This is a genomic window from Antrihabitans auranticaus, from assembly GCF_016481275.1.
Classification (GTDB): Bacteria; Actinomycetota; Actinomycetes; order Mycobacteriales; family Mycobacteriaceae; genus Antrihabitans.
This window is the reverse complement of the sequence record NZ_JAEMNW010000009.1, coordinates 96,541-112,287: the sequence shown is the minus strand read 5'-3', so window position 1 is coordinate 112,287 and position 15,747 is coordinate 96,541. Positions and strand designations below refer to the sequence as shown.

General features: G+C 64.5%; 15 protein-coding genes. 11 read left to right on the top strand and 4 right to left on the bottom strand.

The features are described 5' to 3' along the window. The first annotated feature begins 87 nt into the window (after positions 1 to 87). Together JGU72_RS26905 and JGU72_RS26900 are read left to right on the top strand one after the other, a co-directional pair. Positions 88 to 1,308: a lipase family protein gene (locus JGU72_RS26905; protein ID WP_199687354.1), complete on the top strand. Its 1,221-nt coding sequence runs from the start codon at positions 88 to 90 to the stop codon at positions 1,306 to 1,308. Positions 1,309 to 1,419: 111 nt separating this feature from the next. After that, positions 1,420 to 2,223 (top strand): TylF/MycF family methyltransferase, encoded by an 804-nt coding sequence (locus JGU72_RS26900; RefSeq protein WP_199687352.1) that lies wholly within the window; start codon positions 1,420 to 1,422, stop codon positions 2,221 to 2,223. Positions 2,224 to 2,269: 46 nt separating this feature from the next. Here the strand turns inward: JGU72_RS26900 and JGU72_RS26895 are convergent, their stop codons facing one another. Then, positions 2,270 to 2,413 carry a hypothetical protein gene (locus JGU72_RS26895; RefSeq protein WP_199687350.1) on the bottom strand — a complete coding sequence of 48 codons (144 nt, stop codon included), beginning with the start codon at positions 2,411 to 2,413 and terminating at the stop codon, positions 2,270 to 2,272. A 212-nt stretch (positions 2,414 to 2,625) separates the two neighbouring features. On the opposite strand from JGU72_RS26895, the gene JGU72_RS26890 reads away from it, so the two are divergent. The 4 genes from JGU72_RS26890 (at position 2,626) to JGU72_RS26875 (ending at position 6,368) form a co-directional block, all read left to right on the top strand. Continuing rightward, complete coding sequence (locus tag JGU72_RS26890) at positions 2,626 to 2,934, top strand: hypothetical protein (protein WP_199687348.1); 309 nt, start codon at positions 2,626 to 2,628, stop codon at positions 2,932 to 2,934. Positions 2,935 to 2,939: 5 nt separating this feature from the next. Next, the gene (locus JGU72_RS26885) at positions 2,940 to 3,596 is read left to right on the top strand and encodes a TetR/AcrR family transcriptional regulator (RefSeq protein ID WP_199687346.1); all 657 of its coding nucleotides are present in this window, start codon (positions 2,940 to 2,942) and stop codon (positions 3,594 to 3,596) included. 136 nt (positions 3,597 to 3,732) lie between these two features. Continuing rightward, a complete protein-coding gene (mhpA, locus tag JGU72_RS26880; protein WP_199687345.1) occupies positions 3,733 to 5,424 on the top strand; it encodes a bifunctional 3-(3-hydroxy-phenyl)propionate/3-hydroxycinnamic acid hydroxylase MhpA in 1,692 nt (563 codons plus the stop codon). Continuing rightward, on the top strand, positions 5,421 to 6,368 hold the full coding sequence (locus JGU72_RS26875) for an SDR family oxidoreductase (RefSeq protein ID WP_199687344.1): 948 nt from the start codon (positions 5,421 to 5,423) through the stop codon (positions 6,366 to 6,368). Before mhpA ends, JGU72_RS26875 begins: the two co-directional genes overlap by 4 nt. Positions 6,369 to 6,387: 19 nt before the next feature. On the opposite strand, the gene JGU72_RS26870 is transcribed toward JGU72_RS26875, so the two are convergent. Continuing rightward, on the bottom strand, positions 6,388 to 7,851 hold the full coding sequence (locus JGU72_RS26870; protein WP_199687342.1) for a class I adenylate-forming enzyme family protein: 1,464 nt from the start codon (positions 7,849 to 7,851) through the stop codon (positions 6,388 to 6,390). A gap of 43 nt (positions 7,852 to 7,894) precedes the next feature. Between JGU72_RS26870 and JGU72_RS26865 the strand changes: the two genes are divergently transcribed. Together JGU72_RS26865 and JGU72_RS26860 are read left to right on the top strand one after the other, a co-directional pair. Next, positions 7,895 to 9,418 carry a carboxylesterase/lipase family protein gene (locus tag JGU72_RS26865; protein ID WP_199687340.1) on the top strand — a complete coding sequence of 508 codons (1,524 nt, stop codon included), beginning with the start codon at positions 7,895 to 7,897 and terminating at the stop codon, positions 9,416 to 9,418. Positions 9,419 to 9,462: 44 nt separating this feature from the next. Next, positions 9,463 to 10,302 carry an LLM class F420-dependent oxidoreductase gene (locus tag JGU72_RS26860; RefSeq protein ID WP_199687339.1) on the top strand — a complete coding sequence of 280 codons (840 nt, stop codon included), beginning with the start codon at positions 9,463 to 9,465 and terminating at the stop codon, positions 10,300 to 10,302. A gap of 9 nt (positions 10,303 to 10,311) precedes the next feature. Here the strand turns inward: JGU72_RS26860 and JGU72_RS31340 are convergent, their stop codons facing one another. Continuing rightward, on the bottom strand, positions 10,312 to 11,466 hold the full coding sequence (locus tag JGU72_RS31340) for a GGDEF domain-containing protein (RefSeq protein ID WP_199687337.1): 1,155 nt from the start codon (positions 11,464 to 11,466) through the stop codon (positions 10,312 to 10,314). A gap of 270 nt (positions 11,467 to 11,736) precedes the next feature. Then, entirely contained in the window at positions 11,737 to 12,579 is an 843-nt protein-coding gene (locus JGU72_RS26850; protein WP_199687336.1) for a helix-turn-helix domain-containing protein, read from the bottom strand. A gap of 191 nt (positions 12,580 to 12,770) precedes the next feature. Between JGU72_RS26850 and JGU72_RS26845 the strand changes: the two genes are divergently transcribed. Genes JGU72_RS26845 through JGU72_RS26835 form a run of 3 tightly spaced genes read left to right on the top strand, consistent with a single transcriptional unit; the run spans position 12,771 to position 15,732 of the window. Further along, positions 12,771 to 13,982 carry an acyl-CoA dehydrogenase family protein gene (locus JGU72_RS26845; RefSeq protein WP_199687333.1) on the top strand — a complete coding sequence of 404 codons (1,212 nt, stop codon included), beginning with the start codon at positions 12,771 to 12,773 and terminating at the stop codon, positions 13,980 to 13,982. Continuing rightward, positions 13,979 to 15,001: a phosphotransferase family protein gene (locus JGU72_RS26840; RefSeq protein ID WP_233533084.1), complete on the top strand. Its 1,023-nt coding sequence runs from the start codon at positions 13,979 to 13,981 to the stop codon at positions 14,999 to 15,001. The genes JGU72_RS26845 and JGU72_RS26840 overlap by 4 nt, the downstream gene beginning before the upstream one ends. Beyond that, on the top strand, positions 14,998 to 15,732 hold the full coding sequence (locus JGU72_RS26835; RefSeq protein ID WP_199687332.1) for an SDR family NAD(P)-dependent oxidoreductase: 735 nt from the start codon (positions 14,998 to 15,000) through the stop codon (positions 15,730 to 15,732). Before JGU72_RS26840 ends, JGU72_RS26835 begins: the two co-directional genes overlap by 4 nt. The last annotated feature ends 15 nt before the right edge of the window (positions 15,733 to 15,747 follow it).

The following is a 15,747-nucleotide window of genomic DNA, read 5'->3' as shown; positions in this document are numbered from 1 at the left end:
CGCATCCGTTGCGGTTGCCTCGGTCCGTCCGCGCTGAAAGCGCTCGGGCACCGCAAGCGGACGACATGACGAGTAGGGGTGTGCGACATGGGCCAGCAGGTCCGCCGATCCGCAGTAGCGTTCGTCCTCGGGCTGGTCATTGCGTGCGCCGGATCGCTGGGACTACCTGCCGTGGCGCCAGCCCAGCCGTTCCTACCGACTCCCGATCCTGACCCGTTCTTTTCGGTGCCGGCCGATATCGCCGCATACGCACCCGGCGACGCATTACGCGTTCGCCCGATGCCGCCGCTCGATGCCTTTCCGGGCAGTGCGGTGTGGCAGGTGTTGTTTCGGAGCACGAACTCCGAGGGCCGGCCGATCGCCGCCAACACCACAATGGTCATTCCGGCGAACCACGTACCCGATGGCCCACTCCTGTCCTACCAGCACTATGTGAATTCGCTCGGCACCCGCTGCAAGGTCGCGAACGAGCTCTATTCGACCGACCCCACCGCGCAGGTCCCGGAAGCCCCCGCCCTCAATATCGCCCTCGAGCGTGGTTGGGCGGTCGCGTTACCAGATCATCTCGGTCTCGAAATGGCTTATGGTGCAGCGAAACTCGGCGGACTGATCGTGCTCGACGGCATTCGAGCCGTGCAGCGCGTCCCGGAATTCCGAGTGGCGAACAGCAAGGTCGGAATCGGCGGTGCCTCCGGTGGCGGTATGGCGTCGGCATGGGCCGCGGCTCTTGCCCCCGAGTACGCACCGGAACTCGACATCGTCGGCGCGGCGCTGGGCGGAGCTCCCGTCAACCTCGTGAAGATGGCTCTGGGACTCGGCACCAACCCCCATCCCGCATTCGGCTTGGCGATGGCGGCCGCGTTCGGTCTCGAGCGTGAATATCCCGACCGGCTCGATGTATCCGGTCAGCTGAATGCGACAGGCAGGGAATTACAACGGCTCACCGCCAACGGTTGCAACGGCGAGCTCATGTTCTGGGGTTTCAATCGAAGCGCGGGCGAACTGACCGACCGCACGGATTTCATCCACGATCCCGTGGGTTGGCAATTGCTGTCGGAGAACAGTCTCGAGCTGTTCCCCGGTGTACCGACGGCACCGATTTTCGAATGGCACAGTCCCACGGACGCGCTTATTCCGCTGGATTCGATCAACGCGCTGATGCGTCGCTGGTGCGATGGCGGCACTCCGGTTTATTCGTTCGCGACCGACCCTTTGGACCACCTCGCTGCGGCTGCGGTCGGTATGCCCAGAGCGGTCGAGTGGCTCGAGCAGAAATTCGCCGGTTTGCCGACCCCGACAACGTGCTGAGGGGCTTCGCCCCCGGTGCGCGGTTAGGCAGTCCTTAGAAACACCAATCGCGCACGAGTTTTATCTCGAAGCGATTTCGAATCTGTGCGCTTGGCCGAAAGGAAACCGGAGATGCAGAGCATAGAAAATTCAGGCACGATCGTCCAGAAAAATGTCGAGGATCATCTCCGGTCGCGCTATATCGATTTGTTGTCCAACACGCTCACGATGGCTTTGTGGAATGCCGCGGACGGTCATACGACGCCGCGGTTGGCGCTCAAACGCCTTGGCCCCGAGGCCCGCGAAGACGGTCGGGACTGGCCTGCGTTGGCCCACACCATGATCGGTCGCGCACGGCTGAAGAGCCTGCGGTCGTGCGTCGAAAGAGTGCTCGCGGACAACGTTCCGGGTGACTTCATCGAGACCGGTGTCTGGCGTGGTGGTGCCTGCATATTCATGCGCGGCATGCTCGACGCGCACGGCATACGAGATCGGCGGGTCTGGGTGGCGGATTCGTTCCAGGGTCTGCCGCGGCCGGACCGAAAGAAGTACCCCGCCGACGCGGGCGACCTCCTGTACCGGTTCAAACAGCTCGCAATTTCCCGCAGCCAGGTCGAGGAGAACTTTCGTCGCTACGGCCTGCTCGACGATCAAGTCGTGTTCCTCGAGGGCTACTTCAGGGACACCTTGCCGACCGCACCGATCGAACAACTCGCGATCGTCCGCCTCGACGGCGACATGTACGAATCGACCATGGACGGCCTGACGAACCTGTATTCGAAGCTGTCCGTCGGCGGCTACTTGATCGTCGACGACTACGGACTCTCCCGGTGTCGCCGAGCGGTCGACGAATTTCGCGCAACCAACGGAATATCGGAGCGGATCGAGACGATCGACTGGACGGGCGCGTACTGGCGGAAGACAGCAACCCGGTAGCGGACGCGTCTTGGACGCCCCCCTCTTGGATGCCCCATCATCGGGCTTACTGCCGCTGGTCGGCCTCTGTGTCTGCCTGACCGGATGCCAAGGCCATGCGACGCATCTCGATCCAGAACAGAGCCACGATCATCAGCAGGCCGAGCACTGTGAGGATCGGAATAGCGGCGACGAGCACAATGAGCTCCATACACCGCCTCCTCACCTCTGGGTCCCTTCGATTACATATCGATTAGGCCACAGCTGGAACCTTTTGAGATCAACGCCACTTTTGTCGAGGCGCCCTCACCGGGGCACCGGTTGGGCGGAACGCGCTGGCAGAGGCCCTGGAGCCGACCAGACACGGTCACGGATCCCGCGGATCTTCGGCCGACGGCGATCGCGGCTGGCATGCTCAGGAACATGCTCCGCAAACTCATACTTTTGGTATCAGCACTGCTTGTCGCCACTGCGATGATGTTCTCGGCGACGGCCACTGCGTCAGCGCAGACGACGACCCTCGCGCAAGTTCACGAGAAGAGCGGCACGTCGAGTTCGAACGTCGTAACCAAATCCGCACCGACCGCGGACCCGCTTGCCAAGGTGAAAAAGAAGAAGAAAAAGAGCAAAGGCGGACTGATCGTGACGATCATCGTCGTGATCGTTCTGCTGATCGTCGGGGCACTTCTGGTGCGCTGGCTGATCAGACGCCGCAAATCGGGCGCCTCCTGACCGCAATGGCCCCATCGATCGACACTTCACACCCGGACGATCGACGTCAGAACCGGGCTGCGCGTCGGAAGGCCGAGACCCGCGCACGGCTGGTCGAGGCCGGCCGTTCCGTGATCGCCCGCAAGGGGGTCGACGCGGCAACCATCGGCGAGATCGCCGAAACCGCCGATCTTGCGTTCGGGTCCTTCTACAACTATTTCTCCACCAAGGAGGAACTGCTCGACGCTGTCATCGACGACGCGCTCGAGTTGCACGGACATGCGATGGACGCGCTGACGGGCGAACTGTCGGATCCGGCGGCGAAGGTCACGACTGCTCTTTTCGGCACCCTCGCCGCGACGGCCAGCGATCCGGTGTGGGGATGGCTGATCGTTCGAGTCGCTATTTCGCATGAATCATTGTTGAAGCGGCTCGGTGAGCGGCTACTGATCGATGTCCGCCGCGGGATCGACGAAGGCCGCTTCCAGGTAACGACGCCCCTGCTCGCGGAGTACGTGATCGGGGGCGCACTGATCGGCTGCGTGCGTGCCAAGCTGGATGGTGAGCTCGACTCCTCGGCGGACGCCGAGTTCGTCGCGTACGCCCTTCGGCTGCTCGGCGTCACCACCGGCGAGGCCAGCACGCTTGCGGCGCAATTCAGCGCCGACGACACCAGCGAATAAAGCTCGCCGGCACGGTTTCGCACCGCTGTTGCTCGGTGCGCACTCTTGACGCTCGCAAAACTGAGGGTACTCTCAACATTGAGGAAATCGTCGTTCAAGCTGAACGACCAGCGCCCCGAAGAGAAAAGCAACGCCCATGAACGCTTCAAAACTCGCACTGCCACAACACTTCCCGCCTATCGATACCCATCCACGCGATGACGTCGACGCCGACGTGGTGATCGTCGGCTACGGGCCCGTCGGCGCGATGTTCGCGAACCTGCTCGGCCAGTCCGGAGTCAGAACCATCGTTCTCGAGCGTGACAACACACCGCACACACTGCCTCGCGCGGGATCGACCGACGACGAAGTACTGCGCGTCTTTCAAGCGGCAGGCCTCGTCGATCAACTGCTCCCCCACCTGGATCTCGGCCAGAGCACGCGATTCATCTCGGCGCACGGCGAGCCCCTCGTGACCATGCGTCCCTCCGGCGGTCACAACGGCTTCCCACAACTCGCTTTCTTCTACCAACCAGACCTCGAACGCGTGCTCCACGAGGGTGTCGAGCGTTTCCCGCACGTGACGGTCAGACGGGGCGTGCGAGTCGAGGCTTTGCACGATGACGGCGATGGAATAACCGTGTGGTCCCGCACCGCCGACCACGGTCGTCAGACTCCGATCCGGGCGCGTTGGGTCGTCGCGTGCGATGGCGGGCGCAGCACCGTGCGGACCCTCTGTTCGATCGGTTTCGGCGGGGCTACCTACGCTCAGCCGTGGCTGGTGGTCGACGCGAAACTCGAAGAGCCGCTTGCAGATGTCTCGTGTTTCCAATTCGTCGGAAACCCCGGTCGGCCGGCTGTGACACTGCCGCTGCCCGGGACGCACCACCGCTGGGAGTTCATGGTGTTGCCGGGCGAGGACCACGCCGAGGTCGCGACCCTCGAGAATGCGCGCCGGCTCGTGTCGCCGTGGGTCGACCCGCAGCGGATCACGATTCTGCGCCACATCGTCTACACGTTTCATGCCCGGTCGGCGGCGCGGTGGCGCTCGGGTCGGGTACTGCTCGCCGGCGACGCTGCACACCTCATGCCGCCATTCGCAGGACAGGGACTCAGCTCCGGTATGCGTGACGCCCACAATCTGGCGTGGAAGCTGGCCGCTGTCATCGCCGGCACCGCAGATCCGGCCGTGCTCGACACCTACGAACAGGAACGACGCCCGCACGTCACTCGCATGACCCGACTCACACGGCTCTCCGGTGCCCTCGTCCAGACCCGCAACCCGCGCGGCGCCAGGGTTCGCGACGCACTGCTGAAAGTAATGGCACGGGTGCCCTATTTGACCGAGGGCCGGTTCAAGCACCACCTCCAGTATTCGTCCGGAGCGTTCGTCGCCACAGGACGCCGCGGCGGGGCGGGACATGTCTTCCCGCAACCGAAGGTGCGCACCGCGGAGGGCCGGATCCTGCCACTCGACAACATCATGGGTGACGGCTGGACAGTGGTCGGGCGCGACCTCGACCCACAGATTCACCTGGGTGCGAAAGGCAAGGATGTGTGGTCGACATTGAGGGCGAGTTATGTGACGGTCAGCCGGCCCGGCAACCGAGCGTCGCGGTGCGAGCCCGGCACGATCGCGGTCGAGGACCTCGATGGGTACGCATTCGACTTCTTCGGCCGGCACGGCGGCGATTTCGCGATCGTGCGGCCTGACCGAATCGTGTTCGCGCTGACCGATATCGCGGGGCTGGACCGCGTTTCGGCGTCCTACCACTCACTGATCGGCGGAACAGCGGCCATCGCCGCGCACACGATGCACTCACGTCAGGGCGGAGTACGACTCGCATGATTCTCGTCATCGGAGCGACCGGCAAAATTGGCGGCGAGGTCGCGCGGCTGCTCACCGACTCGGGAAAACCCTTGCGCGCCTTGGTCCGAACCCCCTCCAAAGCGGGAGCGCTGACCGACCTCGGTGTCGAACTGGCTGCCGGCGACTTGGCCGATTCAGGCTCACTGGACCGGGCGATGCAGGGGGTCGACCGACTCTTCCTGGTGTCGGTTCAGGACCTTCGGCAAGCCGAGCTACAGGGCAATGCCGTCGACGCTGCGGTACGCAACGGCGTGGGCCACATCGTCAAAGTGTCTGGAATCGCGGCGTCGATCTCACCGGGCGGACCAGCAGAGATCGGTCGTCAGCATTGGCACACCGAGCATCGGATCGAAGAAACCGGCGTGCCGTTCACCTTCTTGCGTCCCGGCTTCTTCATGCAGAACCTGCTCGCGACAGCAGCGCCGATGGTCGCACGGGTCGGGCTGCTCGCCGCTCCGATGGACGGCGCGCTTATTGCCATGGTCGATGCCCGCGACATTGCCGCCGCCGCCGCTGCGGTCTTGACCGACGACACCCACCACGACCGTGTCTACGACATCACCGGACCCCGCGCGTTCGACTACGCGCAGCTCGCCGCAGTGCTCGCTGACGCAACCGAGCAGCACGTCCGGTATGTCGGCACACCTCCGATAATGGCGGCCAAAGTCATACGGCGACAGGGCCATCCGGACTGGTACATCCAGCACCTCGCCGAGATGGCCGAGATGTTTCGCGCAGGCGCCGGTGCGACGGTCAGCAGCGCGGTCGAGGACCTCACCGGTCGACCGCCGCGCTCCATCGAAAGCTTCGCCCACGAGTACGCGGCCATGTTCCGGCAGGGTCGCGCTGCCCCGCTCGTGCACACCGTAGCGCGCGCAGGAATCGGAATCGCAAGCCGCGCTGCCACTTTCGTTCGAGCATGAATCCTTCCGGGCGCCTAGCTCACGGTACTTCTTCCTTCAGTTCACGGCGGTTGAGCTTGCCACTCGTCGTGAGGGGAAGCTCGGTCCGGAAGTGTACGCGTGCCGGGATCTTGTATTCGGCAATCCGGTTGCGCAAGAACGAAAGTAGGTCGTCGACAGTCAGAACTGCAGCGTTTCGCGCCACGACGAACGCGACTGGAACCTGACCTTCCTCTGGATCCGGGACCCCGATCACCGCAGCCGCGGCGACGCCGGGATGCTGGTCGAGGATCGACTCCACTTCGCCCGAGGTGATCTTCGACGTTCGACGCACGATGATGTCCTTGCTTCGGCCGGTGAACCACCAGACGCCGTCGGCATCCTGTTCGCCGAGGTCTCCGGTGTGTAGCCAGCCGTCCGTGAGGGTTGCGGCGGTGAGAGTTTCGTCCTCCCAGTAGTGGTCCAGCACCATAGGCCCGCGCACGAGCAGTTCTCCCGTCGCCTCATCGACTCGGACCTCGACCCCCGAAACAGGCACGCCTATGCACCCATCTCGATCCAGGCGCGGCTCGCGGTTGATTGTCAACCAGATCGCTTCCGTCATGCCCCAGCCGACACAGATGGGTAATCCGCTGGCCGCCAAGAACTCTCGTTGCAGCGCCGCCGGAACTGTATCCCCGCCGGTGTAGACACCGCGCAGCGATGCGAACCACTCGCGCCGCATCCCCGGTTGCCGCAGCACCTGCGCGATGATGTCGATGTGTGTGCACACGAGGGTCGGACGATGCTGCTGCAGCGCGTCCACGTACCGGAGGGGGTCGAAGCCGTCGTAGAGGGCGACTGTTCCGCCCGCCATCAGGGTGGTCATCGTGCCGATGAAGCCGCTGACGTGGACCAGCGGTTCGACAACCTGAGTCACGTCGTCCGCCGTGACACCGCCCAAGGCTTCGGACGTGCTTGTCAGCACGCCGAGTGCCGAACGATGGCTGTGAACAACACCTTTCGGCCGTCCAGTCGAACCTGAGGTGAAGAACATGACAGCCGGCGCATCGGGGTCCGGTGCAATCGGCTCGCCCGAATCGGACGGCGCGCGCAGCGTCCCGAACCCCTCGTACCTGCCGGGCGAGTCACCGACGACCAGTACGCGAACTGAATCGAGAACGGCCGCATCGATTCGGGCGAGGTCGGCAAGTTTTTCTGAATGCGTGATGAGCCAGCGCGGGCGTGCCCGGCGAAGCGCTTGCTCGAGCTCCGGCGGTGCGTACCGTGTGTTGAACGGTGTCGCGACCGCTCCCGAGGCAAAGCAGGCCAGGTAACAGAGCACCAGCTCCGAGCAATTCGGCAGGGCAAGTGCGACACGTTCGCCGCGTAGGCCCGCCGCGGTCATGACACGCGCCAAGCGGTCCGCAGCCGCGACCAGTTCGGCGTACGACCACGAACGATCCCCGAACCTGAGCGCAGTTCGATCGCTCGCCGACACGAGAGTGCTCAGCTGGTGCGTCATAGGCCTATTGTCGACCGAACGACCCGCGGATACGGTGACTGACATGCCATCCTCTGCTGCAATCGAGACCGCCGACGGTCGGGTCCAGGGGCGCCGCGAGGGTGGCGTACTGCGGTGGCGCTCGATTCCGTACGCGGCGCCGCCCGTTGCCAACCTCCGCTGGCGCGCACCGCAATCAGTCACGCCCTGGCAAAACACCCTCGACGCAACGCGATTCCGCAACGCGTCATGCCAACCCCCATGGGGCGCGGGCCTGGGAGTGGGGAAGTTCCAACCGCTCAGCGAGGACTGCCTGACCCTCAACGTCGTCGCGCCGGCGGATTCGAGCGAGCGGCCGCGGCCCGTAATGGTCTTCGTCCACGGCGGCGGTTACCTGGTCGGTACGTCCGCGCTGGAGTTGTACAACGGCATCCGGCTGGCGGAGCACGGTGACATCGTGTTCGTGTCGATGAACTATCGCCTCGGCCCACTCGGTTACCTGGACCTGAGCACCTTCTCCACGCCCGAGCGACCGATCGAAAGCAATTTGGGTCTGCGCGATCAGGTGGCGGCCCTGCAGTGGGTGCAGCGCAACATTGCCGCATTCGGCGGGGATCCGGACAACGTCACCATCTTCGGCGAATCCGCCGGAGGCAACGCGGTGACCTCGCTGCTGGTCACACCCGCCGCACGCGGGTTGTTCCATCGCGCCATCGCGCAGAGTTCGCCGGCGCACTGGGCGCACGATAAAGACGATTCGGCACGGTGGGCTGAGTCCTACATCGAACTGCTCGGTGCCACAACATCTTCAGCGAGAACTGCCCTCGAAAGGGCAACGCCGAAGGAACTCGGCGCGGCAATGATGGCGCTGTATCGCCGGGTTGCGGACGAGATCCCCGGCCACTTCCCACTCGAGCCAGTGATCGACGGCGACTACTTCCCCACCTGGCCCGTCGAGGCGTTCCGCGCCGGAACCGCGCATCGCGTACCTCTGATCATCGGGACGAATCGAAGGGAAAGCAGCCTGTTCGCGCGAATCCCGGACGCGTTGCCGACGCGGCCGTCGATGATCGCCGACATGTTCCGTGTGACGGACCCGGACGTCCAAGACCGCGTCCTTGCGGCGTATCCGGGCTATCCGAACCGGAAGGCGGCCTTGGCAATCGGTAGCGACGTGACGTTCTTCCACCCGAGTGTCGACGTGGCGCAGGCACACTCGGCACATGCGCCGACCTACATGTACCGCTTCGATTTCGCGACCCGCCTGCTGAACCGTGCCGGACTCGGTGCAACGCATGCGATGGAGCTCGTCCCGCTCTTCGGCGCCCAGGACGGCGTATTCGGTCGAGCGACAACCCTTCTCGGTGGTCGAAGCGCGTTGCGATCCGTCTCCCGGAACATGCAGGGCAATTGGCTGGCGTTCGCGCGAACGGGCGAGCCACTGCCGTCGTGGCCGTCGTACACGATCCCCGAGCGCCGGACCCTCCTTATCGACGATCCACCCCGCGTCGTGCACGATCCGCACCGTCCGCAGCGCTTGGCGTGGGAAGGCTACGAGGGCTTCTACCGGCGCAGCGCGTCTGCGTAGAAGTGGAGTCGGAATAGCCGTCGGCAATTCCGGTTGTTACCACCATGACCCTCGACAAGTCCGCACACATCGCACGCTTCGGCACGCACGGAGTATGGGGGTGGTTCGGCAAGTTCGCACCCGATCAGGCACGCGCGATCGAAGAGCTGGGCTACGGCACCATTTGGCTCGGCGGATCGCCCAAGCACCTCCGTCCGATTCGCACGGTCCTCGATGCGACCGAGAACATCACCGTGGCTACGGGCATCGTCAATATCTGGAACACCGACCCGGCAGCGATCGCGGACGAATACTTCGAACTGGAAGACAAGTTCCCGGGCCGTTTCTACCTCGGCGTCGGCGCGGGCCATCCCGAAGCCACCGCAGAATACGAAAAGCCGTACGACGCGGTGAGCCGTTATCTCGACGTGCTCGACGAAAAACAGGTACCGGCCGAACGTCGAGTGCTCGCCGCACTCGGTCCGCGGATGCTTAGGCTGTCAGCTGATCGTGCACTCGGCGCTCATCCGTATCTGACGCCGCCCACTCATACGCGATTCGCGCGCGAACAACTCGGCGACAACGTTTTGCTCGCACCCGAGCACAAGGTCGTTCTCGACACGGACCCGTACGCGGCCCGCGCGGTCGGCCGGCCGCCGGTCGACCGGCCGTATCTGCACCTGACGAACTACGTCTCGAACCTGAAACGCCTCGGCTGGACCGACGCCGACATTGCCGACGGCGGGAGCGACGCGTTGATCGACGCGCTCGTGGCTCACGGTGCTGCCGCGAACGTTCGGGAACAGGTCGATGCTCACCTCGCAGCAGGTGCCGACCACGTCGCCATCCAGATCCTCGGCGACGGCGACCCCGTCGGCCCGCTGGCCGAAATCATTCGCGCCTGAGGGGTGCTATCAGCTGGCCGGCCACGACCGATCGCGACCGGCTGCCTTCGCCTGATACATCCGAGTGTCAGGCTCCCGAATCAGATCGTCGAGAGTCTGGGTTCCGCCTGTCGAAGCGACGCCGAAGCTCGCCGTGACGCGATGCTGGGGCGGAACGGACGTGAAAGTCTCCGACGACAGCCGCGTTCGCATTCTCTCGGCGAACTCGAAGCCCCTGATGCTGCTCGACGAGGCGAGCAGGATCGCGAATTCTTCGCCGCCGACCCGGCCGACCCGATCGAGGTTCCGCGCCGATTCGCGTAGCGCCCTGCCGAACTCGCGCAGCACCTCGTCGCCTGCCTGGTGCCCGAACTGGTCGTTCAAACGCTTGAAATGATCGAGGTCGCACAGCACCAGCGTGACGGGTGCGAGGCTTTCGTCGTCGATCATTCGCTGTGCCTCGACCATGAAGCCTCGACGGTTGAGAACACCCGTCAATCCATCGGTGTCCCGCTCGAAGCGCAGCACGCCGATGACTGCGGAGACCTCCTGCGGAACGATCGTCGCGACGACCGGGAGAATCATGATCGTGAACAGCGCATAAACGGGCGCCACAAAGACCTCGGTGCCGAACACGGCACCCGAGTGCAATGCGTCAGCCGAGACACCGAACCACGATCGCCCGAGGCAGAACAGGCCGATCGCAACCAGCGCGCAGAACAGAACTGGGTCCCCTGACCTGCCGCTTGTCAGCAACCGTGCCCGAAGCGAGCCGTAGATGAGCACCGCGGCAAAGACGTAGTCCTCGACACGAACGCGCCACACGACATCTGGATGGACGACACCGAACCAGATCACGCCTGCCAGCACCGTGGTGACGGCACCGATTGCGAATCGGTACCCGAGTGTGCGGTGAATTGTGCGGCGTACCAACGCTTCCATTGCCAGAAGAGGTGCTACGACCGTAGACAGCGCGCCAACGAACAGATCGAACAGGATCCCGGGAAACACACCGGTCAGCTGCACCCACAGGCCGACCGAGTAGACCGCCGTACCGGCCGATATCAGGAGGAGGTAACTGCGTTCGCGATCGAGCGTCCACGCCCAGGCAGTGGCAAGTCCGCACAGGATTACAAAGGCCGCCAGTATCGCGGCCCAGACCAGGCTCGACGAACCAGCCGCCACAGTCGCCCCTTACCGAACGCCGACCCGACGCAATCACTTTAGTGTCCGGGTAACCGATGGTAATGGTGTTGCCAGGTGCAGATCAGCTGCTCGACGACCCGCTCGCTTCCATCATCCGCAGATCCTCGTGTGCGACAACATTCCAGTGCTGCGGAAACCTGCCGACGACATCGGCGCCGAGACCTGCGGGGCACTGCCGACTCCCCCGACCGGTCGGGCCTCGAGAAGCAAGACTATGTAGCAGCACCCGCCGGCGTAGCGGGAAAGCTGCTACGTCCTGCGCAGGAGGTCGAGGGCGAAATCGGCGTACTCGCGCGCGATCTGCTCGGGAGTCGAAGGACCGTCGATCCGGAACCACTGCGGCAACGAGGTACACATCGTCGAGATCGCGCGTCCGGCGTCGCGCGGATGCCGCGAGCCCAACTCCCCCGCCGCAATCGCGCCGTCGATCTCGCGATCGAGCATATGTTGTAGTTCGTTGCGCGACTCGGTGATTCGTGCGCGGTTGTCAGGTTCGAGACTGCGCATCTCGCTGGCTCCGATGAACGCCAATTCTCGCCGATGCGTGTGATAGAGAGCCAGCGCCTCGACGATCAAGGCGACACGGACCACGCTCGAACCGCCCTCCGCACGCGCCGCCCGAGCGCGCCAGTGCAACTCGTCCATCGTTAGGTCGAGAATGCGGGCCAAGATGTCCTGCTTGTCGCGGTAATGGTGATAGACACCGGGCACGCTCATCCCCGCTCGAGTCGCGATGGAACGCATGGTGGCACCGTGGTAGCCCGTGTCGACGAAGCCTTCGATCGCGGCTGCCAACACCGGATCGATCGACATAGGCAGAAACTCGCGCCACGCTCCTGTTGCGCCGTCCGAACGGCGGCCGACTTGTTCGAGTCCCGCGGTCGTTCCGGACGACGGGTCGAGCAGGGCTGCCGCGGTCGTTTTCAGCGCATCGGCCACAACCTGCAGGCGATCGACGGATACACCGGTCTTACCGTTTTCGATTGCGCTCAGGGTTGCCGGACTCACATCGATCCGACTGGCCAACTCGCGCAGCGATAGGCCCGCCGCGATACGCGCGGACCTGATCGCCTCGTGTACTGCTGTTCCCATTACCAACCCCAAGTTGTTCGGAAAACCTGAACACAACGACCATAGCAGCTCGTGGTCGGGACGTCGCTAAACTGCATATCACCCTTTGACTTCTGCGTATTTGATATGCGATTGTTGACGAGCCGACCCGTTCAGGACCGAGTGATCGATCGCCCCGGACTGAACAGATTTCGATGATGTGGAGTGACGCTGTGCCAATCGACCTGACTTACACGCCCGAGGTGGCTTCGCTGATCGAGCGCACGCGCGCCTTTACCCGCGAGGTGGTTCTACCGATCGAAGACCGCCACGGCGGCGACATCGCTGCTGCGGGTGGCGACGATGTTCGGATCGAGTTGCAGGCCGCAGCCAAGGCCGCGGGAGTATTTGCACCCCACGCTCCGGTCGAACTCGGCGGCCAGGGTTTGAACATGTCCGACCGCGCGCCTGTCTTCGAGGAGGCCGGATATTCGCTGTTCGGCCCGTTGGCGCTCAACATCGCCGCACCGGACGAAGGCAACGTCCACATGCTCGCCCACATCGCCAGCCCGGACCAGAAGCAGCGATTTCTCGAGCCGCTGGCCCACGGTGACGTCCGATCTGCATTCGCCATGACAGAGCCCGCGCCCGGTGCGGGGTCCGATCCGGCAGCACTGTCGACCCGCGCGGTGCCCGCACCGGGTGGGTGGCGGATCAACGGGCAGAAGTGGTTCATCACCGGTGCCGACGGCGCCGGATTCTTCATCATCATGGCCCGCACGTCCGGCGAGCCCGGCCTGCGCGGTGGCGCCACGATGTTCCTGGCACCCACGGACACACCGGGCATCCGCGTCGGACGCCACATCGGCACCCTGGACAAGTCGATGATCGGCGGGCACTGCGAAGTGTCCTTCGACGACGTGTTCGTTCCCGATTCAGCGGTGCTCGGCGAAGTCGACCGCGGATTCGAGTACGCACAGGTCCGTCTCGGACCCGCCCGGATGACGCACGTCATGCGCTGGCTCGGAGCGGCTCGCCGCGCCCACGACGTCGCCGTCGCACATGTTGCGCAGCGCCAAGGCTTCGGCGCCACCCTGGGCGATCTCGGCATGATCCAGAAGATGGTCGCGGACAACGAGATCGACATCGCGGCGACCCGCGCGCTGCTGGTCCGCGCCTGCTGGGAACTCGACCAGGGCGACCCGGCATCGAACTCCACTGCGATCGCCAAGACTTATGGTGCCGAAGCAATCTTCCGAATTGTCGATCGCAGTGTTCAGATGTGCGGCGGGCTCGGCGTGTCCGAGGATCTGCCTTTGGCGCGGCTGTCGCGCGAGGTGCGACCGTTCCGCGTCTACGACGGCCCGTCCGAGGTCCATCGCTGGGCGATTGCGAAGCGAGTCGTCGGCGCGGCGAAGCGGGCCGCCCGTGAGGCAGCCGAATGAGCCTGCCGGGCATGGACATTGCCGCGTTGCGCCAGTACCTCGTCGACAGCGGTGTGGCAGTATCCGGCGAGCTGCGGGTCGAGCTGATCAGCGGTGGTCGCTCGAACCTGACCTTCAAGGCATACGACGACGTGTCGACCTGGGTGGTCCGTCGCCCGCCGACGAGCGGGTTGACCCCGTCAGCGCACGACATGGCCCGCGAATACAAAGTTGCGCGCGGTCTGCAGGGAACCCCCGTGCCGGTCGCGAAGACCGTTGCCTTCGACGCCGACGGTGCAGCGTTGGGAGCGCCGATGACGGTTGTGGAATTCGTCGACGGCCAGGTGATCCGCGAACAATCCGAGCTCGGACGCCTGTCCGACGAACAAGTCGAAGCAACTACCTCGACGCTCGTGAAGGTGCTCGCAGACCTGCACGCCGTCGACTATCGCGCCGTAGGACTCGACACCTTCGGCCGGCCCGAGGGATTCTTCACCCGGCAGCTGAAACTCTGGGCGGGACAATGGGATCGGGTGAAGACTCGCGACCTTCCCGACGTCGCGGCCCTACACGACGCGCTCACCGAGGCGCTCCCCCAGTCGTCCAGCGCGTCGATCGTGCACGGCGACTTCCGGATCGACAACACCATCCTCGACACCGCTGATCCGACGATCGTTCGTGCTGTTGTCGACTGGGAACTCTCGACCCTCGGCGACCCGCTCACCGACGTCGCGCTCATGTGCGTCTACCGTTCGCCGATATTCGACCTGGTGCTCGGCACGCAGGCAGCCTGGACGAGCCCACGCATTCCGTCGGCCGACACGCTCGCGCAGACGTACGCGGCAGCATCCGGGCGCGACCTCGTTGCGTGGGACTTCTACGTCGCCCTCGCCAACTTCAAACTCGGCATCATCGGCGAAGGCATCACGCACCGAGCCCTGCAAGGATCCGATTCCGGCAGCGGCGCCGTCCACGCAGCCGAAGCCACCCCCGAATTCATGGCCGCCGGACTGCGCGCCCTAGGAAAGGCATCAGCATGACGAAGTCCGCACTGGTCACAGGAGCGTCGCGGGGCATCGGCCTGGGCGTTGCGAAACGACTTGCCCACATGGGATATTCGCTGACCGTCACCGCGCGGGATCCGGAGCGTCTCGAGACCGTCGCACAGGACCTCGCCGCCGACGGCACCGCCGTCCGTGCGATCGCAGGCGACCTGTCCGACCCCGAACACCTCGTCCGACTCACCGAGGAGCATGAAAAACGCCACGGGTCGATGACCGCGTTGATTCTCAACGCCGGCGTCGGAACTGCAGGAAACATAGCGGACTTTCCGCTGCGCCGATTCGACAAAACATTCGCCGTGAACGTCCGCGCGCCGTTCCAGCTACTCCAGCAGTCGCTGCCACTACTGCGCGCGGGGGCGACGGAAAACCCCGATCGGGGCGCGAAAGTTGTTTCCCTGGCCTCGATTACCGGTGTGTACGCCGAGCGTGGACTCGCCGTTTACGGCGCAACGAAGGCGGCGCTGATCTCCCTCACACAGACCCTCAACGCCGAGGAGTCCGGTCGGGGAATCAGCGCCACCACAATCGCTCCCGGCTACGTCGACACCGACATGAGCAAATGGACGCAGGACACGATTCCGCCTAACGAGATGCTGGAGGTCAACGACATCGTCGAAATGGTGGCGGCAATCCTGCAACTCTCGTCGCGAGCCGTCATCCCGAACATTGTCATGACGCGCGCTGGCACCGACGGTTACGGCGCATAGCGCGCCGTCACCGTA